This window comes from Staphylococcus pseudoxylosus (genome assembly GCF_044794325.1).
Taxonomy (GTDB): Bacteria; Bacillota; Bacilli; order Staphylococcales; family Staphylococcaceae; genus Staphylococcus; species Staphylococcus pseudoxylosus.
The window spans coordinates 1,989,267-2,010,377 of the sequence record NZ_CP085024.1; the positions used below are offsets into that span (position 1 = coordinate 1,989,267).

The 21,111-nt window shown below is 34.6% G+C and carries 20 protein-coding genes; 7 read left to right on the forward strand and 13 right to left on the reverse strand.

Annotation, left to right across the window (positions count from 1 at the left end; all coding sequences use genetic code 11):
• Nucleotides 1-79: 79 nt before the first annotated feature.
• Genes purD through purE form a run of 11 tightly spaced genes read right to left on the reverse strand, consistent with a single transcriptional unit; the run spans nucleotide 80 to nucleotide 11,308 of the window.
• A complete protein-coding gene (purD, locus tag LG295_RS09530) occupies nucleotides 80-1,318 on the reverse strand; it encodes a phosphoribosylamine--glycine ligase (RefSeq protein WP_318832980.1) in 1,239 nt (412 codons plus the stop codon).
• A gap of 20 nt (nucleotides 1,319-1,338) precedes the next feature.
• On the reverse strand, nucleotides 1,339-2,817 hold the full coding sequence (purH, locus tag LG295_RS09535; RefSeq protein ID WP_318832981.1) for a bifunctional phosphoribosylaminoimidazolecarboxamide formyltransferase/IMP cyclohydrolase: 1,479 nt from the start codon (nucleotides 2,815-2,817) through the stop codon (nucleotides 1,339-1,341).
• A gap of 15 nt (nucleotides 2,818-2,832) precedes the next feature.
• Nucleotides 2,833-3,399 (reverse strand): phosphoribosylglycinamide formyltransferase, encoded by a 567-nt coding sequence (gene purN / locus LG295_RS09540; RefSeq protein WP_017724124.1) that lies wholly within the window; start codon nucleotides 3,397-3,399, stop codon nucleotides 2,833-2,835.
• Nucleotides 3,400-3,401: 2 nt separating this feature from the next.
• Entirely contained in the window at nucleotides 3,402-4,430 is a 1,029-nt protein-coding gene (purM, locus tag LG295_RS09545) for a phosphoribosylformylglycinamidine cyclo-ligase (protein ID WP_107529760.1), read from the reverse strand.
• A complete protein-coding gene (purF, locus tag LG295_RS09550; RefSeq protein ID WP_107529761.1) occupies nucleotides 4,423-5,910 on the reverse strand; it encodes an amidophosphoribosyltransferase in 1,488 nt (495 codons plus the stop codon). Before purF ends, purM begins: the two co-directional genes overlap by 8 nt.
• Entirely contained in the window at nucleotides 5,889-8,078 is a 2,190-nt protein-coding gene (gene purL, locus LG295_RS09555; protein WP_318832982.1) for a phosphoribosylformylglycinamidine synthase subunit PurL, read from the reverse strand. The genes purF and purL overlap by 22 nt, the downstream gene beginning before the upstream one ends.
• A complete protein-coding gene (purQ, locus tag LG295_RS09560; RefSeq protein ID WP_107529763.1) occupies nucleotides 8,071-8,742 on the reverse strand; it encodes a phosphoribosylformylglycinamidine synthase I in 672 nt (223 codons plus the stop codon). The genes purL and purQ overlap by 8 nt, the downstream gene beginning before the upstream one ends.
• A complete protein-coding gene (purS, locus tag LG295_RS09565; protein WP_017724119.1) occupies nucleotides 8,742-9,002 on the reverse strand; it encodes a phosphoribosylformylglycinamidine synthase subunit PurS in 261 nt (86 codons plus the stop codon). The genes purQ and purS overlap by 1 nt, the downstream gene beginning before the upstream one ends.
• Before the next feature lie 2 nt (nucleotides 9,003-9,004).
• Nucleotides 9,005-9,706, reverse strand: coding sequence for a phosphoribosylaminoimidazolesuccinocarboxamide synthase (gene purC / locus LG295_RS09570; RefSeq protein WP_318832983.1), 702 nt, complete (start codon nucleotides 9,704-9,706; stop codon nucleotides 9,005-9,007).
• Complete coding sequence (gene purK, locus LG295_RS09575; protein WP_107529766.1) at nucleotides 9,706-10,839, reverse strand: 5-(carboxyamino)imidazole ribonucleotide synthase; 1,134 nt, start codon at nucleotides 10,837-10,839, stop codon at nucleotides 9,706-9,708. Before purK ends, purC begins: the two co-directional genes overlap by 1 nt.
• Complete coding sequence (purE, locus tag LG295_RS09580; RefSeq protein ID WP_029379097.1) at nucleotides 10,826-11,308, reverse strand: 5-(carboxyamino)imidazole ribonucleotide mutase; 483 nt, start codon at nucleotides 11,306-11,308, stop codon at nucleotides 10,826-10,828. Before purE ends, purK begins: the two co-directional genes overlap by 14 nt.
• Before the next feature lie 202 nt (nucleotides 11,309-11,510).
• On the opposite strand from purE, the gene folD reads away from it, so the two are divergent.
• Nucleotides 11,511-12,368, forward strand: coding sequence for a bifunctional methylenetetrahydrofolate dehydrogenase/methenyltetrahydrofolate cyclohydrolase FolD (gene folD / locus LG295_RS09585; protein WP_318832984.1), 858 nt, complete (start codon nucleotides 11,511-11,513; stop codon nucleotides 12,366-12,368).
• 408 nt (nucleotides 12,369-12,776) lie between these two features.
• On the opposite strand, the gene LG295_RS09590 is transcribed toward folD, so the two are convergent.
• Complete coding sequence (locus LG295_RS09590) at nucleotides 12,777-13,922, reverse strand: globin domain-containing protein (RefSeq protein ID WP_107529768.1); 1,146 nt, start codon at nucleotides 13,920-13,922, stop codon at nucleotides 12,777-12,779.
• Between the two features lie 237 nt (nucleotides 13,923-14,159).
• Here LG295_RS09590 and LG295_RS09595 point away from each other — a divergent pair, with 237 nt between their 5' ends.
• The 6 genes from LG295_RS09595 (at nucleotide 14,160) to rihC (ending at nucleotide 19,811) form a co-directional block, all read left to right on the forward strand.
• Nucleotides 14,160-14,477 (forward strand): immunoglobulin-like domain-containing protein, encoded by a 318-nt coding sequence (locus LG295_RS09595; protein WP_017724113.1) that lies wholly within the window; start codon nucleotides 14,160-14,162, stop codon nucleotides 14,475-14,477.
• A gap of 264 nt (nucleotides 14,478-14,741) precedes the next feature.
• Complete coding sequence (gene qoxA / locus LG295_RS09600; RefSeq protein WP_107529769.1) at nucleotides 14,742-15,863, forward strand: cytochrome aa3 quinol oxidase subunit II; 1,122 nt, start codon at nucleotides 14,742-14,744, stop codon at nucleotides 15,861-15,863.
• Nucleotides 15,863-17,851, forward strand: coding sequence for a cytochrome aa3 quinol oxidase subunit I (qoxB, locus tag LG295_RS09605; protein ID WP_318832985.1), 1,989 nt, complete (start codon nucleotides 15,863-15,865; stop codon nucleotides 17,849-17,851). The genes qoxA and qoxB overlap by 1 nt, the downstream gene beginning before the upstream one ends.
• Nucleotides 17,841-18,446, forward strand: a complete 606-nt coding sequence (qoxC, locus tag LG295_RS09610) for a cytochrome aa3 quinol oxidase subunit III (RefSeq protein WP_029379103.1) — start codon at nucleotides 17,841-17,843, stop codon at nucleotides 18,444-18,446. The genes qoxB and qoxC overlap by 11 nt, the downstream gene beginning before the upstream one ends.
• The gene (gene qoxD, locus LG295_RS09615; protein WP_017724109.1) at nucleotides 18,443-18,733 is read left to right on the forward strand and encodes a cytochrome aa3 quinol oxidase subunit IV; all 291 of its coding nucleotides are present in this window, start codon (nucleotides 18,443-18,445) and stop codon (nucleotides 18,731-18,733) included. The genes qoxC and qoxD overlap by 4 nt, the downstream gene beginning before the upstream one ends.
• 169 nt (nucleotides 18,734-18,902) lie before the next feature.
• Nucleotides 18,903-19,811, forward strand: coding sequence for a ribonucleoside hydrolase RihC (gene rihC, locus LG295_RS09620; RefSeq protein WP_318832986.1), 909 nt, complete (start codon nucleotides 18,903-18,905; stop codon nucleotides 19,809-19,811).
• 109 nt (nucleotides 19,812-19,920) lie between these two features.
• On the opposite strand, the gene LG295_RS09625 is transcribed toward rihC, so the two are convergent.
• On the reverse strand, nucleotides 19,921-21,096 hold the full coding sequence (locus LG295_RS09625; RefSeq protein WP_318832987.1) for a serine hydrolase domain-containing protein: 1,176 nt from the start codon (nucleotides 21,094-21,096) through the stop codon (nucleotides 19,921-19,923).
• Nucleotides 21,097-21,111 lie beyond the last annotated feature (15 nt).

The window sequence follows — 21,111 nt, forward strand, 5'->3', positions numbered from 1 at the left end:
TTATCCAAAAAGAAAAGCGATTGGACAAAACTTAAACCACTTTGTCCAATCGCTTTTTAACTTTATGATAAACTTTCAACTATTTTATCGCTTTATTACTAATATCTTTACGGTAGAAAAGTCCATCGCTTTCTATGTTATCGACCGCTTCATATGCATTAAATTTAGCTTCAGCAATATCTTCACCTTCGCCTAATGCTAATATGACACGACCGCCCGAAGTAACATACACATCATTTTCTTTCTTTAAACCACTTATAAAGTAATCGCCATTTAAATTAAAACCTGTTACTTGATGTCCTTTTTCATATTGTCCTGGGTAACCTTTTGAAGCTAACATAACGCCTACAACCGCATTATCTTTCCATTCGAAATTGATAGGTGCTTTTGCTTCTAAATCAATGATATGTTGCATCAAGTCACTCTCCATACGTGTGAGTAACACTTGTGCTTCAGGGTCACCAAAACGAGCATTAAATTCTATTACTTTTGGTCCGTCTGCTGTAATAATGGCTCCTATATAAAGTACACCAAAGAATGAGTACCCTTCTTTGACCATAGCTTGGGCAATTGGCTGAGCAATTTCGTCGTTAGTCCGTTTCAAGATGGATTCATCAATATGAGGTACTGGACAATAAGCACCCATGCCACCTGTATTGGGTCCTTTGTCATTATCATATGCACGTTTATGATCTTGCGCAATACAATCAAATGGCACTGCATAGTCACCATTAACCAACGTCATAAGTGAAAATTCTTCGCCTTCAAGAAATTGTTCAAATACAACAATACCATCTTCCTCAGGATATAAAGTTTCTACACCTGCTTGTGCTTCTTCATAATTATTTGCAATAATAACACCTTTACCAGCAGCCAATCCATCTTTCTTTAATACAACAGGATATTCACAAGATGCAATATATTGTAAGGCACTCTGTTTATTAGTAATTTCTTTGTATTCTGCCGTTGGTATTTTATATTTTTCCATTAATTGCTTTGCAAATAGTTTTGAACCTTCTATTTGCGCAGCAGCTTGATTTGGACCAAACACTTTAACATCTGCTGCCTGTAATTTATCTGTTAAACCTTCTGTAAGTGGTTGTTCTGGCCCAATAATTGCCCACGCTATTTCATGTTGGCGCGCAAATGCTACTATTTTTTCATGATCGGTTTCAGCTATTTCCTTATGGATTATTGCTACGTCTGCCATTGCATCATTACCTGGAATAGCATGTATTTCATTAACGAGAGGTGATTGATTTAACTTATGTGCTAAAATATGTTCTCTACCACCTGCACCAATTACAAGTACTTTCATATAATATATGGCCTCCATTATTAATGTTTAAAGTGTCTAACGCCCGTAGTTACCATAGCAATACCATGTTTGTTTGCCATATCAATAGATGCTTGATCCTTAATTGAACCACCTGGTTGAATAATCGCTTTAATTCCTGACTTGGCAGCTAGCTCGACAGTATCATCCATTGGGAAGAACCCGTCGGAAACCATTACTACATCGTCATTTATTTCGATTGCACGATCAATAGCGATTTGTGCTGAACCAACACGATTCATTTGTCCTGCACCTATACCGACAGTTTGTTTGGCATTACTTAATATGATTGCATTACTTTTAACTGAAGCAACTACTTTCCACCCTAATAACATCGCATCCCATTGCGCTTCTGTAGGTTCAACATCAGTTACAACATTCATTTCTTCACGTTTCAAAGCTACATTGTCTTTATCTTGTACTAAGTAGCCGCCTGAAACGGATACAACTTCTTGTTCACTATTATCAATAGTCATATCAATTTCTAATAATCTAATATTTTTCTTTTGACTTAAAACATCTAAAGCTTCTTGCGTAAATTTTGGTGCAATAATAACTTCTAAGAAAATACCGTGTAAAGTTTCAGCTAATGATTTTTCAACTGTTCTATTTAAAGCAACAATACCACCAAAGATAGATTGACTATCAGCTTCAAAGGCATATTGATAAGCTTCATCAATTGAATCAGCTACACCAACACCACAAGGATTCATATGTTTCACAGCAACTGCTGCGGGTTGTTCAAACTGTTTAACAAGTGACAAGGCAGCATCAGCATCTTTAATGTTATTATAACTTAATTGTTTACCGTGTAATTGGTTAGCACCAGCTAGTGTATGTGATGCATCCGAAGTACGTACAAAATATGCAGACTGCTGTGGGTTTTCTCCATAGCGTAAACTTTCTTTGTTGTCTTTGAAATAATCGACAATCGCAGCATCATATTCATTTGTATGTTCAAATACTTTAATCATTAATGATTTACGATAAACTTCATCTAATTGGCCATTTTTTAATCTATTTATGATTTCATTATAATCAGCAGGATGAACTACCGTTGTTACGTGTTTAAAGTTTTTAGCTGCTGCACGCAACATTGTCGGGCCGCCAATATCAATATTTTCAATTGCGTCACCTTCTGTTACATCTGGGTTAGCAACCGTTTCTTTAAACGGATAAAGATTCACAACAACCATATCTATTAAATCAATATGTTGTTCTTTTAATTGTTCTAAATGTTCAGGTTTATCACGATCTGCTAAAATACCACCATGCACAGATGGATGTAATGTCTTAACTCTACCATCCATAATTTCTTCAAATTGCGTTAAGTCAGAAATAGACTTTACAGGTACACCTGCTTCAGCAATTGCACGCATCGTTCCACCTGTTGAATATAATTCATAACCATTTTCTATTAGTGATTGCGCAAACGCTACAATCCCTGTTTTATTAGACACACTTAAAATTGCTTTCTTCATTATTACTTGCACCTCTTATTGAATGATTTTTGAAATGACTGCTGGGTATAATTCATGTTCTAATGCTTTTATTCTCTCTTCTAAATCAGCTTTAGTATCGTCCGGGTATATATCACATGTTCTTTGTTCGATAATTTCTCCTGTATCCATCCCACTATCGACATAATGTACTGTTGTACCCGTTATGTCATCACCACTTGCTAACGCTTGTCCCACCGCATCTTTACCTTTGTACTTAGGTAATAAAGATGGGTGAATATTTAAAATCCTTTTATCATAGGCTCTCAAAATATTTTCGCCAATTAATTTCATATAGCCTGCTAAGACAATCCATTCAACTTTTTCTGAAGTAAGCCACTCTATAATTTTTCGTTCGTAGTCTGCTTTAGAATCAAAGTTTTTCAATTCATTAATATGTACATCTAGATTGTATTTCCTAGCGCGTTCAATACAATATGCACTAACTTGATCTGTATATAATGCTGTCACTTCAATATGAGGAAGATTACCTTGCTCAATTTGTGTCATTATGCTTTCAAAATTACTACCTGACCCTGACGCAAAAATAGCTATTTTGGTCACTTTTATACCCCCGTTAATTGAATTGGTTCTTCGCCTTCAACGATTTCTCCAATTGCATAAGCATTTACATTTTGTTTGTTTAGTATATCTAAAGTTGTTTGTACTTGAGCCTCATCTACTACAATTGTAAAACCAATACCCATATTAAATATGTTGTACATTTCTTCAGTTTCAATTTGTCCTTGTTGCTGTAACCAATCAAAAATTGGTAATGTTGGAAATTTAGTTACATCTATTTTAGCAGTGACACCCTCGGGTAATGCTCTAGGGATATTTTCATAAAATCCACCACCTGTAATATGTGTCATGGCATGAATCTTAACCGCTTCTTTAACAGCTAATATTGGACTAACATATAATCTCGTTGGTTCTAAAAACGCTTCTAAATATGTTTGTTCATCATTATAGTTAGCTTGTAAATCAATCTTAGATTTTTCGATTAATTTTCTAACTAAGCTATATCCATTTGAATGAATTCCACTAGATTCAAGTCCTATGATAACTTGACCTGGCTTTACTGAAGAACCATCAATATATTCACTCTTTTCAACAGCACCTACAGCAAATCCTGCCAAGTCATATTCACCTTCGTGATACATATCCCCCATCTCTGCAGTTTCTCCACCAATTAAAGCAGTATGTGTCTCTTCACAACCGTCACTTACCCCTTTGACAATTTGTTCGATGACTTCTGGGACAACTTTATGTGTTGCAATATAATCTAAGAAATACAGTGGCTCTGCGCCTGTAGTTAAAATATCATTGACGCACATGGCAACGGCATCAATACCAATTGTGTCGTGTTTATCGTGATCGATTGCTAATTTCAGTTTTGTACCTACACCGTCTGTACCAGAAACAAGTAATGGTTCTTTCATGTTTAATTGTGATAGATCAAATGTTGCTCCAAAACCACCTAAACCACCAAGTACTTCTTTGCGCATTGTTCTCTTAACGTGACTAGACATACGATTTACTGCTTCATAACCTGCATTAATATCTACACCGGCTTGTTGATATGCTTTAGACATTTAAATTACCCTCTCTATCAAAGAATTGTTTATGATCTGCTATATATGCTTTTTGGCGATCGCTTAGATGTGCTATATAATCTTCTTCATAGTCATAAAGTCCTGCTGGATAGTCACCAGTAAAACTTTCTACGCATAATCCACTGTATGGTGCATCTACATCAAGTCCAATGGAATCAATCAATCCATTAACTGATAGATAAGCTAAAGAATCTGCGCCAATATGTTCGCTTATTTCTTCTGGTGATTTGTTAGCAGAAATAAGTTCCGCTGTTGTAGAAACATCAATGCCATAAAAACTTGGGAACATAAACTCAGGCGACGCGATACGTACGTGTACTTCTCTGGCTCCAGCATCTTTTAACATTTGCACGATGCGTCTACTAGTTGTACCTCGGACAATTGAATCATCTACAAGCACGATATTTTTATCTTGTACAATATCCTTAACCGCTGATAATTTTACGCGTACACCTTGTTCACGTAGTTCTTGGGTCGGTTGAATAAATGTTCGTGCAACGTATTGGTTTTTAACTAAGCCCATTTCATAAGGTAAGCCGCTTTCTTCTGCGTAACCAGAAGCAGCAGATAATGAAGAATTCGGCACTCCGATGACCATATCCGCACTTTCAGCTGGACTTTCTTTAGCTAGTTGCTTACCAGATTGCTTTCTAACTGCATGTACATTTTTACCAGCAATTGTAGAATCAGGTCTAGCAAAGTAAATATATTCCATCGCAGAAATAGCTGTCGTCGTGTGTCTCGTGTATGACTCTACTCTAATACCTTCGTCATTAATCACAACATATTCTCCTGCATGAATATCGCGCACAAATTCCGCACCTAAGACATCAATTGCACATGTTTCACTCGCAATCATGTAAGAGCCGTTTTTCATTTTACCTACAGCTAATGGTCTAATTGCATTAGGATCAACTGCACCGTATAATGCATCTTTAGTCAAAATAGCAAAAGTAAATCCACCCTTTATCTTTCTCAAACTTTCTTGGAATGCATCTTCAAAGGTTGGTGCTTTACTTCTTCTAATTAAATGCATGATGACTTCTGTGTCCGATGATGAATGAAAAATAGACCCTTGATGTTCTAATGAACGCTTTAAACTTTGTGCATTTATAAGATTTCCGTTATGACAAACTGCAACACTCATATCGTAAAAGTGATATAAAAATGGTTGGATATTTTCAATACCTTTATTACCAGATGTTGCATATCTCACGTGACCAATAGCGTGTTGGTATGATTTGAAAGTTTCAAGTTGAATATCCGATATTGCTTCTGTTAACAAACCCAAACCACGTTCACCAATTAACTTTTCACCATTAGAGCACACTATACCAGCACCTTCTTGCCCACGATGTTGTAAACTGTGTAACCCCATATAAGTTAATTGTGCAGATTCGGGATGGTCCCAAATACCAAATACACCACATTCTTCATTTAGTCCGTTGCTGTCATACATTTAGGTATTGCTCCTTCCCATATATCAGTAAGGTTTTGAACATCACGTGTTACTTGAACCTCATTATTAGCTACTTTAAATTGACCGTCATTTGTTAATTGACCAATTTCCACAGCATTTTCAATTTCTAACGTTTGTCCTTCTTTTACTACAACAATATAGCGCCCTTGTGTTTCACTAAATAATTGCGCATTCGTTACGTTTAATTGTACGTTTAATCCAAGTTGGTAATGTGCGCTCATACGTGCTAACGTCAACAATAATCCGCCTTTTCCAACGGTTTGAACATGTGATGCCACACCATTACGAATCACCTGTTTAATAGATTCACCCTTTTGTACTTCATTAGATAAATCGATTGCTTCAAATTCATGATTTACTTTCTTATATAGTAACTTCTCAACTTGGCTACCACCAAAGTCATCTTTTGTGTCACCTACTACATATAAAGTGTCGCCAACACTCGGTTCGAAATCATTTAAATAATCGATGTCTTCGATTAACCCTACCATGCCTACAACTGGTGTAGGGAAGATAGATGTTTCTCTAGTTTCATTATAAAGTGATACATTACCTGATACGACTGGTGTATTTAATACTTCACACGCTTCTGACATTCCTTTCGTTGAATCCGCTAACTGTTGATAAATTTCTTTCTTTTCTGGCGATCCATAGTTTAGGCAGTCAGTCATTGCTAAAGGCGTAGCACCTACGGAAATCAAATTACGGTACGCTTCTGCTACAACCATTTTCCCACCTTCATAAGGGTTGTTAAATACATAACGTGCTTCACCGTCAATCGTAGATGCGATTGCTTTATTCGTACCTTCTACTCGAACTACAGATGATTGTAATCCTGGTTTCACAATTGTATTAGCACCAACTTGTTGATCATATTGTTCATATAAATAACGTTTAGATGCAATAGTTGGATGTTGTAATAGTTCATCAAACACAGACTCTACATCCACTTTGCTATAATCATTTTTACGCTCATTATAGTTTGGCGCTTCACCTTCTAATACATAAACAGGCGCTTCATCAGATAAAGGTTGCACAGGGATGTCCGCAAACACTTCGTCTTCGTACGTTAATACAAAACGATCTGTATCCGTTACTTCACCAATCACAGCACTATCTAATTCGTGTTTATCAAATAGGTCTAAGAATTTTTGTTCTGTTCCTTTTTCAACAACAAGTAACATACGCTCTTGTGTTTCTGATAACATCATTTCATATGGTGATATACCCTTTTCTCTAGTTGGGACTTGTTCTAAACGTAAATGTAAACCACTGCCACCTTTTGCAGCCATCTCTGAAGAAGATGAAGTTAGCCCTGCAGCACCCATATCTTGTATACCTACCAGTTCATCAAACGTAATCGCTTCTAATGTTGCTTCCATAAGTTTCTTACCAACAAATGGGTCACCAATTTGTACTGATGGTCGTTTACTTTCACTATCTTCGCTTAGTTCTTCAGAAGCAAATGTAGCGCCATGAATACCATCACGTCCAGTTTTTAATCCTACGTAAATGACTGAATTACCTACACCTTTTGCTGTACCTTTTTGAACCATATCATGATCGATGATACCTACACACATAGCATTGACTAAAGGATTTCCATCATATCTATCATCAAACTCTATCTCACCGGCAGTAGTTGGAATGCCTATACAGTTACCATAACCACCGATACCAGCGACCACACCACGTAATAAACGACGATTTTGTTTTTCAGTAAGTTCACCGAAGCGTAGGCTGTTTAATAAATTAATAGGTCTTGCGCCAATAGAAACGATATCTCTAATAATACCGCCGACACCAGTTGCCGCGCCTTGATAAGGTTCTACAGCAGATGGATGGTTATGGGATTCTACTTTGAATACAACAGCTTGATTATCACCTATATCCACAACACCGGCACCTTCACCCGGTCCCATTAATACATGCTCACCAGAAGTTGGAAATTGTGTTAAGAATGGCTTAGAGTGTTTATAAGAACAATGCTCGCTCCACATTACTGAGAAGATACCTATTTCTGTAAAATTAGGTTCTTTACCTAAAATTTCGCAAACTTTTTCATATTCTTTATCACTTAAACCCATATCTTTATACAATTGCTCTAATTTAATTTCTTCTGCACTTGGTTCAATAAACTTAGACATTTTGTTCCCTCCAACTATTTACCATCGCTTCAAATAACTTCACACCACTGTCAGTACCTAAAATAGATTCAATTGCGCGTTCTGGGTGTGGCATCATACCACAAACATTTCCCTGTTCATTTACAATACCGGCAATATCATTAAATGAACCATTTGGGTTATCAACATATTTTAAAATAATTTGATTGTTTTGATCTAAAGCTTCATATATTTCCGGCGTGCAGTAGTAGTGTCCCTCACCATGTGCAACTGGATAAACTACCACTTCATTTTCATCATATAAATTTGTAAATGCTGTTTGATTATTAACAACTTTTAAAGACTCATTACGGCTGACAAACAAGTGCGAATCATTATGTAATAATGCGCCAGGTAATAGTCCTATTTCCGTTAATATCTGAAATCCATTACAAACACCTAATACTGGTTTACCTTCTGAAGCAAATCTTTTCACTTCTTCAGTAATCGGTGCCACGCTAGCCATTGCGCCTGAACGTAGATAATCTCCAAATGAAAAACCTCCTGGAATTAACACGCCATCAAAACCATCTAAAGAAGTATTTCGATAATCGACATATTCTGCTTGTACACCAGACTTTATAGCCGCATTGTACATATCTCTATCACAATTGGAGCCTGGAAATTTTAGCACTGCAAATTTCATTATGCTTTCTCTCCTTCTTCCAATACTTTATAGCTATATTCTTCAATAACAGTATTAGCAAATAGTTTTTCACTTAATGTCGTAACCACATTGTGTACTTCAGCATCTGTAGCTTCATCTACTGTCATATATAAAACTTTTCCAACACGGATATCATTAACTTGTTTATAGCCTAAATCGTGAACTGCACGGTTTAATGCTTGTCCTTGTGTATCTAATACTTGTGGTTGTAATGTGATGTGTAATTCAATTGTTTTCATTTTTATAAAGCCTCCAGTTTATTTAAAAAAGTTTGATATGTTTCAATGATTGATCCTCTATCTTCTCTATATACATCTTTATCAAAATTTGTATCGCTATCTTTATCCCAAATACGGCATGTATCAGGAGAAATTTCATCAGCTAGTAAAATTTGTCCATCATTTGTACGACCAAACTCTATTTTGAAATCTACTAATCTTAAGTTCATTTCATTCATCAATTGAGCTAATACTGCATTTACTTCCTTTGCTGCTTCTTTTAATATATTAATTTCGTTATCTTCAGCTAAATGTAGTAACTTAATATGATCTTCAGTTATTAACGGATCGTTTAGGTCGTCATTTTTATAGAAGAACTCAACAAGTGGTTCATCAAATTCATGTCCTTTATCAAAACCAAGTCTTTTAGTTATAGATCCTGCAGCAATATTCCTTACCACTACTTCTAAAGGTATAATTTCAACTGATTGTACTAGTTGTTCCGTTTCAGATATCTGCTCGATAAAATGGCTTTTCACGCCTTTTTCTTTTAAGTAATTAAAAATGCGAGAAGTGATTTGGTTATTTAAACTTCCTTTACCTTCTATTAAATCTTTTTTTGCACCATTTCCTGCAGTAACTTCATCTTTATATTCAACGCGTAATACATCATTTTCACCAGTTGAAAATATTCTTTTTGCTTTACCTTCATATAATAAAGACATTATTCAGATCTCCCTTCAAATTTACCAAGTAGCGTTTGTTCGCATCTATTTATGTCAGTAGTCAACACTGTTAAATGACCCATTTTCCTATTTGGTTTTCTAGATGTTTTACCATATATATGTACATGCCATTCAGCATGCTCACTAAATTGATCCTCTAATAAATCTAAATCTTTACCTAATAAGTTCATCATGATTGCGGGTTTTAACAATTCAATTTGTTTTGGTAATTTTTGACCAGTAATCGCTAAGATATGTGTATCAAATTGTGAAAAATCACAGGCTTCTATTGAGTAATGACCAGAATTATGCGGTCTAGGTGCGATTTCATTTACGTATAAACGATTTTCACCATCTATAAAGAACTCCACAGTAAAAGTACCTACGAAATGTATTTTTTTGATTATTTTATCAACTTCATTTCTAGCTTCTGCTTCTTTTGCATGTTCTGTACGTGCGGGTACGACTGTTTTAAAGAGAATTTGATTCTGATGTTCATTTTCTTGCAGTGGAAAATATGTGATTTGATTATCACTACCAATGGTTACTGTTAAAGATACTTCTTTCTCTAATTGCAAATATTGTTCAGCAACACATTCTTGTTTTTCTACAAGTGCCCTTGCTTCATCTATGTCTGATGTTGAATTAACTAATATTTGTCCTTTACCATCATAGCCACCAAATCTTGTTTTCACGATAAAAGGATAACCGATTGTTTCTATTGCAATGTCCAAATCATCCGGCTTGGATAATTGTACAAATGATGCAATTTTGCAATTTGCTTCTTGTAATGTTTGCTTTTCAGTCAATCGATCCTGAAGTAGTTGTATAGCTTGATACCCTTGAGGAATATTATATTTTGAGACAAGTGTCTTTAGTTGGTTTGCTGATATATTTTCAAATTCATAAGTGATGACATCAGATAACTCACCTAGTTGTTCCAACGCTTCTTGATCATCATAGTCAGCATTGATAAATTCATGTGCAACATGTTGGCATGGACATGCTTTGTCAGGATCGAGCACGATCACTTTATACCCCATCTTTTGGGCTGACTGTGCCATCATCTTTCCTAACTGACCGCCACCAATAATGCCGATTGTCGAACCGAACTTTAATTTATTGAAGTTCATCTTGCATTTCACTCACTTTCTGAACCAATGATTTTTCATAATTTTCCAAATTCTTTTGGATTGATTGATTACCAATACTTAGTATTCTTGCAGCTAATACACCTGCATTTTTAGCACCAGCTTTACCTATAGCTGTAGTCGCAACAGGAATACCTCCTGGCATTTGGACAATTGATAATAACGAATCTAAGCCTTTTAAACTTTTTGACTCAATTGGCACACCAATTACTGGTAATGTTGTCATCGATGCAACCATACCTGGTAAATGAGCGGCGCCACCTGCACCTGCAATAATGACATCATAACCATTCGCTCTTGCTTCTTTAGAAAAATCAACCATTAATTGTGGCGTACGATGTGCTGAAACAACTTTCTTATCATACGGAATTTCCAATTGGTCTAACATAGAACAACTTTCTTTCATTGTTTCCCAATCTGACGAACTACCCATTATGACTACCACTTTCAAAACGAACACCCTTTCAGAAATTTGAAATGTTACTACTATTAGATGTATATTACAGATATAGCATAACAATTAAACCTTGCTTTTTCAATCAAAAATCGAACTTTAAACGTAAAAAACTTAATAATTTACGTCTTTTGGTTGTTAATTGCTATCGTTTTTATGTTAATGTTAAGTAAAGTTCATACATACAAGGAGGATTTTTATGGTTGCAAAGATTTTAGATGGAAAACAAATTGCTAAAGATTACAGACAAGGGCTCAAAGATCAAGTTGAAGCTTTACAATCTAAAGGTTACACACCTAAATTATCTGTGATTTTAGTGGGTAATGATGGTGCTAGCCAAAGTTATGTCAATTCAAAAAAGAAAGCTGCTGAAAAAATTGGTATGATTTCTGAAATTGTACATTTAGATGAGTCAACTTCTGAAGAAGAGGTATTGCAAGAACTTAAACGCTTAAACGAAGATGATAGTGTTAGTGGTATATTAGTTCAAGTGCCATTACCTGAACAAGTAAGCGAACAAAAAATATTGGAATCTATAAATCCTGCTAAAGATGTGGATGGTTTTCATCCAGAAAACATCGGTAAGTTATATATTGACCAACAAACATTTGTACCATGTACACCACTCGGAATCATGGAACTGCTAAATCATGCTGATATTGATTTAGAAGGTAAAGATGCCGTTGTAATTGGCAGAAGTCATATTGTAGGTCAACCTGTTTCTAAATTATTACTTCAAAAAAACGCAACTGTTACAATCTTACATTCTAGAACAAAAGATATGCATAGTCATTTAAAAAATGCTGATGTTATCGTAAGTGCAGTCGGACGTCCAGGCCTAGTAACTAAAGACGACGTTAAAGAAGGTGCCGTTGTAATAGATGTCGGTAATACACCGGATGAAAATGGCAAATTAAAAGGTGATATCGCTTATGATGAAGTTAAAGAAGTTGCAGGCGCAATTACACCAGTTCCAGGTGGCGTTGGTCCAATGACAATTACTATGGTATTAAATAATACACTTATAGCCGAAAAAATACGTAGAGGCATAGAATAGTCGAATAAATAACGACTGTTCAACACTTAATAAGTTTAGAATAGCAGTGTTTCTTCTCATATTAAAACAAGATGAATAAACGCACTGCAATAGCAATTATGACTAATTGTCAAGTACTTGTAATAAACGCGTTTACTCGCCTTACCTTGACTTTCTACTATTGCTAATACAAAAACTACGAAGTTAAAACATTAAACGTTTATTTGTTTTATGATTTTTATGACCTACGGAATCTAGATGAATAATGAGCAAACTACACGATCAGACCACATAATCCTTTGATAATCTATATACAATTAAAACAATAAAATTATAAATATAAATGAGAGCTAGCCACATAAGCTAGCTCTCATATTTTTAAAGCTGATAAAGATATTTTTCATCAGTAAAGGGAGCAATTGTTTACAGTTAAACGCCCACACTTAATCTAGGAATAAATGATTCGAAATGTATACGTTGTGCTTCAACACCGATTTCTTTTAATGTAGTAATAATTGATTGAAGGAATTTAACGCCTCCACAAACGTAAATTTCAGTATCTGTTGAAATAAACTGACTTAGATATGTTGCGTCCATATATCCACTTTTTTGTTTATCGTGAATAATATACGACGCATTATCACTATTATTTACAATGTGTTCTATTCTACTGGTAAAAGGTATTTCTTGTACACTTTCAACATTTTGAATAAAGTCTACTTTTACATTTGATTTTGCAACGTCATTAAACATTGGAATTAATGGCGTTACACCGATACCTGAACCGATAAACAACTGAGGCGCTGTGTCATTTACTATTCCAAATACTCCTACAGGAGCAGATAAATCTATCGTATCGCCAACTTCCATCTCATCATGTAAAATGGTTGATACTTCTCCCTCGTGTGAATCTGTCACATCTCTTTTCACTGCAAAAGTTAATGTATGTTTATCACCTTCAATAATTGAATAGTGACGTTTGGCACGATATTCCAATTTATCACTTTCTACATCTACAGTAATATATTCTCCAGCCTCAAATTTACTTAGGTCATATTCATCTGACTTAACAGTAAACATTTTTATATCTGAAGTTATTGCTTCTATATGAGTAATTTTAAAAGGTTTAAAGCCGTCCCAAGCCATATCGTTATAAATTTCTTTTTCCACATTAATAAATACGGAAGCTATTTCACCGTATGCTTTCGCCCACGTAGCAATAATCACATCATCTTCTGGTAAGTCTAATACATTTTGAATAGCTGCTAATAAATTTTCTCCTACTATATCATACCCAGCTTCTGGCACTTGTAGCGCACAGTGTTTATAAGCAATTTCTTTAACAACTGGCATGATGCGCGTTAAATCATCGATATTAACTGCAGCAGCTAATACACTTTGTGCTAACGCAGTAGATTGCAAACCTTTTTTCTGATTGGTCTGATTGAACATATTTTTCAATTCAGGATGTCTCGTAAACATTCTATTATAAAAATACGAAGTGATTTCTTCTCCCTTTTGTTGTAATACAGGAACCGTCTCTTTAATTATATCTCGTTCTTTTTCATTCAACATTTAATCCACCCCTAATTTTATTGCTTTTTACATTTTTATCTTATTACAAAATTGGATGTTACAAAAGACTTATGTGATAAAATTCACAAAAAGTTCAATTTACATACTTTTAACCGGAAATTACAATGAAATTTATAGAAATAAGATATATTAGGACTATAGTATGATGTATAATATAGCAAATTAAAGTATAGTAATATTTAATAAAATTAATGTTTTGCGTTCGGAGGTTACGTAATGAATAAATTAATACAATCTTTGTCTGCATTAGGTGTATCTGCTACGCTTGTATCACCTAACTTAAGCGCAGAAGCTACTGACAATTCAATTCCAGAACTTAAAGGGATTAATGATACAATTATCGATAAAGGCGACGACTACAATATTTTAAACGGCGTGCGTGCTTATGATAAAGAAGATGGAGATTTGACACATAAAATCACAGTTGACGGTAATATTAATACTGAAAAAACTGGTAAATATAAGATTGAATATAAAGTTGAAGATTCAGATGGCGCAACTAATAAATCTATTCGTTATATAGAAGTAAAATAATTTTATAAATTTAATACATATACCCCTAAATGATAATGTTTATCACTATTTTGTGTGTGATTTTCGTTTATTGTCTTAAATATGACACTTTTCACAAAATGTACACATAATTTTAACAAATCTTTGAAAGCCCACCAGACGTTGAGTTTGTTGGGTTTCTTTTAATTTTACAATATTTTTTTTCGCACAAACACTTGTAAATATTGCGTAATATCTTAAAATTGATGGTAAGCCCTACATTTGTAGTATTAGGAGGTCAAAAAAGTGTCAAAATTTAAGTCTTTGCTTCTACTCTTTGGCTCGCTAATTTTGCTTAGTGGTTGTTCTAACGTAGAAGTTTTAAACCCAAAAGGGCCGATGGCAAGCGATACGAAGTTTTTGATTATGTATTCAATCATCTTCATGCTTGTTATTATTGCCGCTGTTGTTATTTTATTCACAGTTTTCCTATATAAATATAGAATAGGAAATACTAAAGAATCAGGAAAGATGCACCACAATTCTTTAATGGAAACAATTTGGTTTATTATTCCTGTAATTATTGTAATTGCTTTAGCCATCCCAACGGTTAATTCACTTTACAGTTATGAGGAAAAACCACAGAAAGAAGACGATCCACTTGTTGTTTATGCGACAAGCGCTGGTTATAAGTGGTTCTTCAGTTATCCTGAACAAAAAATCGAAACAGTTAATCATTTAACTATTCCGAAAGATCGCCCTGTTGTCTTCAAACTCCAATCAATGGATATGATGACAAGTTTCTGGATTCCACAATTAGGTGGCCAAAAATATGCGATGACAGGTATGACAATGGACTGGACATTAACAGCTAGTGAGGAAGGTACGTTCAGAGGACGTAACTCAAACTTCAATGGTGAAGGCTTCGAACGTCAAACATTTGATGTTAACTCTGTAAGCCAAAGTAAATTTGAGGATTGGGTAAAAGATGCGCAAAGCAAAAAAGTATTGGACCAAGATACATTTGATAAGCAACTTTTACCAACTACTGAAAATAAAAACTTAACTTTCAGTGGTACACATTTAGCATTTGTTGATCCTGCAGCTGATCCTGAGTATATTTTCTATGCTTACGATCGTTACAATTATGTGCAGAAAGATCCAAACTTTAATACACCTGAAGAAATTAAAGAAGATGTATTAGATAAACCAGATAAACCTGCACGTAAGCCGCAAATTACAAATGCAAACTATGAACGTCATGGAATGAAAGCCATGATCCTAGGCAATAATGAACCATATGATAGTGAATTCAAAGATGAAGAATCACATAATATGGATGAAATGGAAAAAATCTCTGAAGGTGTTAAAGATGATAAAGCATCTAAAATAGAGAAAAAAGACCATGAAAATGGAGGTGGACATTAATGAATTTTCCATGGGATCAATTACTCGTTCAAGGTAACTGGATGATAACGATGGCACAAATTGGTGCACCGTTTGCAGTCATAGCTGTGATCGCAGTAATTAGTTATTTTAAATTATGGAAATATCTATACAGAGAATGGTTCACATCTATTGACCACAAAAAAATTGGTGCGATGTACTTAATCTGTGCGGTATTAATGTTCGTACGTGGTGGTATTGATGCACTAATGATGCGTACACAATTAGCAATTCCAGATAACACATTTTTAGAAGGAAACCATTATAATGAGGTCTTTAGTACGCACGGTGTAATAATGATCATCTTTATGGCAATGCCTTTCATCTTTGGTTTATGGAATGTCGTAGTACCATTACAAATTGGTGCACGCGATGTCGCATTCCCTGTATTAAATAACGTAAGTTTCTGGTTATTCTTCTCAGGTATGATTTTATTCAACCTTTCATTTATAGTCGGAGGTTCACCTGCAGCTGGTTGGACAAACTATGCACCGCTTGCAGGCGAATTCAGCCCAGGACCTGGGGTTAACTATTACTTAATAGCAATACAAATTTCTGGTATCGGTACATTAATGACCGGTATTAACTTCTTTGTTACTATACTTAGATGTAAAACACCAACTATGAAATTCATGGAAATGCCAATGTTCACGGTTACTACTTTCATCACATCATTAATCGTTATCTTGGCTTTCCCTGTTTTAACAGTTGCATTAGCACTATTTACGACTGATAGAATATTCGACACTGCATTCTTCTCTGTCGCAAATGGTGGTATGCCAATGCTATGGGCTAACTTCTTCTGGGTATGGGGGCACCCTGAAGTGTATATCGTTATCTTGCCAGCATTTGGTATCTACTCTGAAATTATTCCTACATTTGCACGTAAACGTCTATTCGGTCATCAAAGCATGGTTTGGGCAACTGCAGGTATCGCATTCTTAAGTTTCTTAGTTTGGGTTCACCATTTCTTCACAATGGGTAATGGTGCATTAATCAACTCATTCTTCTCAATCTCAACCATGCTGATTGGTATACCAACTGGTGTTAAAATCTTTAACTGGTTGTTTACGCTTTATCAAGGCCGTATCACCTTTGAATCACCAATGCTATTCGCATTAGGTTTCATACCTAACTTCTTAATAGGTGGTGTGACTGGTGTAATGCTCTCTATGGCAGCAGCAGATTACCAATACCATAATACGTACTTCTTAGTAGCGCATTTCCACTACACATTAGTGGCTGGTGTTGTATTTGCTTGTCTAGGTGCTTTAATTTTCTGGTGGCCTAAGATGACTGGATTTAAGTTAAACGAAACATTAAACAAATGGTGTTTCTGGTTATTCATAATCGGATTTAATATTTGTTTCATACCACAATTCATTCTTGGTTTAGATGGTATGCCTCGTCGTTTATATACTTATATGCCAGAAGATGGTTGGTGGTTACTAAACGTAATTTCAACTGTCGGTGCCCTAATGATGGCATTAGGCTTTATGTTCTTAGTTGCAAGTATCGTATACAGCTTCTTCAAAGCACCACGTGAAGCTACTGGCGATAACTGGGATGGTTTAGGTCGTACTTTAGAATGGGCAACTGCAAGCGCAATGCCACCTAAATACAACTTTGCTATCACTCCAGATTGGAATGACTATGACACATTTGTAGATATGAAAGAACATGGTCGTCATTATTTAGATAACCATAATTATACTGATATCCATATGCCAAATAACACACCTGTTGGTTTCTGGATGGGAATTTTCTTCACTATTGGTGGATTCTTCCTTATCTTCGAAACAATTATTCCAGCAGTAATTTGTTTATTAGGTATCTTCGGTACTATGATTTATCGTAGTTTCCAAATAGACCATGGTTACCATATACCAGCGTCTGAAGTAGCAGAAACTGAAAAACGTTTACGTGATGCACGTATTAAAGAAAGGGAGGCTGTAAGTCATGAGTCATGATGCAAACACAATTGATCAACGTTCGCATGAAGGTAATTTAAATAGACTTGGCTTTTGGATTTTCCTTACAGCAGAATTCTCATTATTCGGTACGTTGTTTGCGGCATTATTAACACTTCAACATGGCGGCGATTATGCTGGCAAAATGACTACTGAATTATTTGAATTACCACTTATATTAATAATGACATTTGCATTATTAATTAGTTCTTACACTTGTGGTATAGCAATATACTATATGAGAAAAGAAAAAGAAAAATTAATGATGATCTGGATGATTATCACAGTGCTTCTAGGTGCAGTATTCGTAGGATTTGAAATTTATGAGTTCGCGCATTATGTACACGAAGGTGTTAATCTAACTATTGGTTCTTATTGGTCTAGCTTCTTTATTCTATTAGGAACACATGGTGCCCACGTATCATTAGGTATTGTTTGGATTATTTGTTTATTAATTCAAGTTGCAATGCGAGGATTAAATAAAGACAATGCTCCTAAATTATTTATAGTAAGTTTATATTGGCACTTTTTAGATGTTGTATGGATTTTCATCTTTACTGCCGTATATATGATAGGGATGGTGTTTAGCGGATGAATACAATTGTAAAACATACTGTAGGTTTTATTGCCTCAATCGTTCTAACAATCTTAGCAGTATTCGTAACCTTATACACATCTATGGCACTTAATGCTAAGATTACCATCATCTTTGGTTTCGCTTTTATACAAGCTGCAGTTCAATTATTAATGTTCATGCACTTAACTGAAGGTAAAGATGGGAATTTACAAGGATTCAAAGTTGTATTTGCGATTATCATTACTTTAATTACTGTTATTGGTACTTATTGGGTAATGCAAGGTGGACACTCAAGCCACTTATAATCCTAGAAAAGACTTCTCTTCGGAGGAGTCTTTTTTATTATTTTTAAAACTTCACTCCCAGTATCCCCCTATTGTTATTTCTACTATATTCAATACGTTTTTTAAGCATTTAACCTACAAAAATTGTAAAATAAATACATACCCTATTTTTAAAGGAGGTTAAATAATAATGAAACAACCCATAATTATAGACACTGATCCCGGTATCGATGATGCAGCGGCAATCAGTATTGCTTTAAATCACCCTGCGTTTGATTTAAGAATGATTACTACTGTCAATGGAAACGTAGGAATTGAAAAAACAACAGCAAATGCATTGAAACTTAAACAGTTTTTCAAGAGTAATATCCCTATACATAGAGGCGCTTCACAACCCTTACTTTCAAACATAGTAGACGCGAGTATAGTCCACGGAGAATCAGGTATGAATGGATATGATTTTCCTGAACCTAACTATAATGATTTAGCTTCAGTACATGCTGTGGAAGCTATGTATAAAGAATTAATAACGAATGAAGATCCCGTAACACTCATTCCTATTGGCCCATTAACAAACATTGCTTTATTAATATCTACTTATCCTGAAGCGAAAGATTATATTAAAGAAATTGTCTTCATGGGGGGTTCCGCTGGTCGTGGTAACATAACGCCATCTGCAGAATTTAATATTTACTGTGATCCAGAAGCTGCCCAGATCGTATTCAATTCAGGTTTACCTTTGACTATGGTTGGTCTTGATGTTGCAAGAAGTTCTACATTGAGCCATCATACAGTAAATGAACTTCAGGCCTTAAATCAAACTGGAGATATGCTACATCACCTTTTCAAACATTATAAAGGTGATGATTTTGAAAAAGGTATTAATGTTTATGATGTATATACTGTGCTTTATCTGCTTCATCCTGAAAAGTTTGATGTACAAGAAGCAGATGTTCAAGTTGAGACTAATGGTACATTGACAAAAGGCGCAACGGTTACAGATTTTAAATCTGCTTTCCCTAATTGTAGTGTAGTCATGTCTATTGAACCTGAGGTATTTAAAGAGATTTTTATAGATGCACTCAAGTATTGTAAATAACTAATCGTTTATTAATGCATAAAAAGACACTCCTTTTATGCTATTTAATCTGTAAGTTTTAAACTTTGATTAAATAGTAAAGGAGTGCTTTTTTTATATACATTTTATTTTAATATTTTTGACCGACAATATTATATGCCCCGCCTTGTTTTAAGATATCATAATAGATATGTTTGATTTTCTTTTCGTTATTAGTCTTACTATTTTCATAATTAGTACCTAAGACTACTATATATTTGTCGTTAAAATAAGCTGTAAATACTTGGCCAAAAAATCCACCATTTATTCTATTTTTATCTGGGAGTGAATAAAAACCATATCTATAAGGTTCAGGGTACTGTGATGTTAAACTCTCATGTAAAAGTGGTTGCGTTATTTTACTATCAAAAAGTTTGTTTTTTTGTAAGCTTAAAATTAATTGCCCCATATCGTATGGCGCCATAAAGAGATTTCCCGCACCATAATACTGATCTAATATATTGGGTGTTTGTTTTACTGGATTACTGGACGTTTTATCTTTTTTATAACCAATTGCCATATTCTTTTGATAATCTAAATCATTGTAGAATGCTGTGAAATTCAAATTATATGGATTTGCAAGTCTATCTACAAAGTTCTTTACATAGGATTTACTAGTTACCTCTTCTATCACACGTGACAATACTAGGTAATTCGCATCGTTATATCTATTTTTATTATAATATTTTGCTTCTATTCCTTTTTCTTGTATAGCATGAACAGCTTCATCTAAATTTTTATATTGAGGTGAAGCTCTATATTTATATAAACCACTTTTATGCTGCATCAATTGATTTAATGTAATCGGTTGCGCTGTTTTAAACCAAGGCACGTATTTTGTGACTGGATCATTCATATTGATCTTCTTTTCATTTACCAGTTGCTTTAGCATTAATCCAGTAGTGAATTTTTGAGAAGAACCAATTAAATATAATGTATCCGCCTTGTTCTTTTCATCTTCTTTAAAATTTTTTATACCATAGCCTTTATTTAGTTTTAATTGACCATTTTCAAATACAGCAGCTGTACCATTAAATTTGATCTGTTCTAAGTATCTATTAACTTCTACTATATCAGGATTGTTTGCATCAACAACGGTATTTAATTTACCTATTTTTTTATGACCTTTTGATGCATCTTCATAAGTTTTAGTATCATTATATTCTTGGTTGTAACGTTGATAATGCTTAAATACAATCAAAATTGCTATTGCTATAAGAAGTATGGTTAAAATAATCGTTATCCGTTTTAGTTTTTTCGTAGTCATCTTTTTGCCTCTATT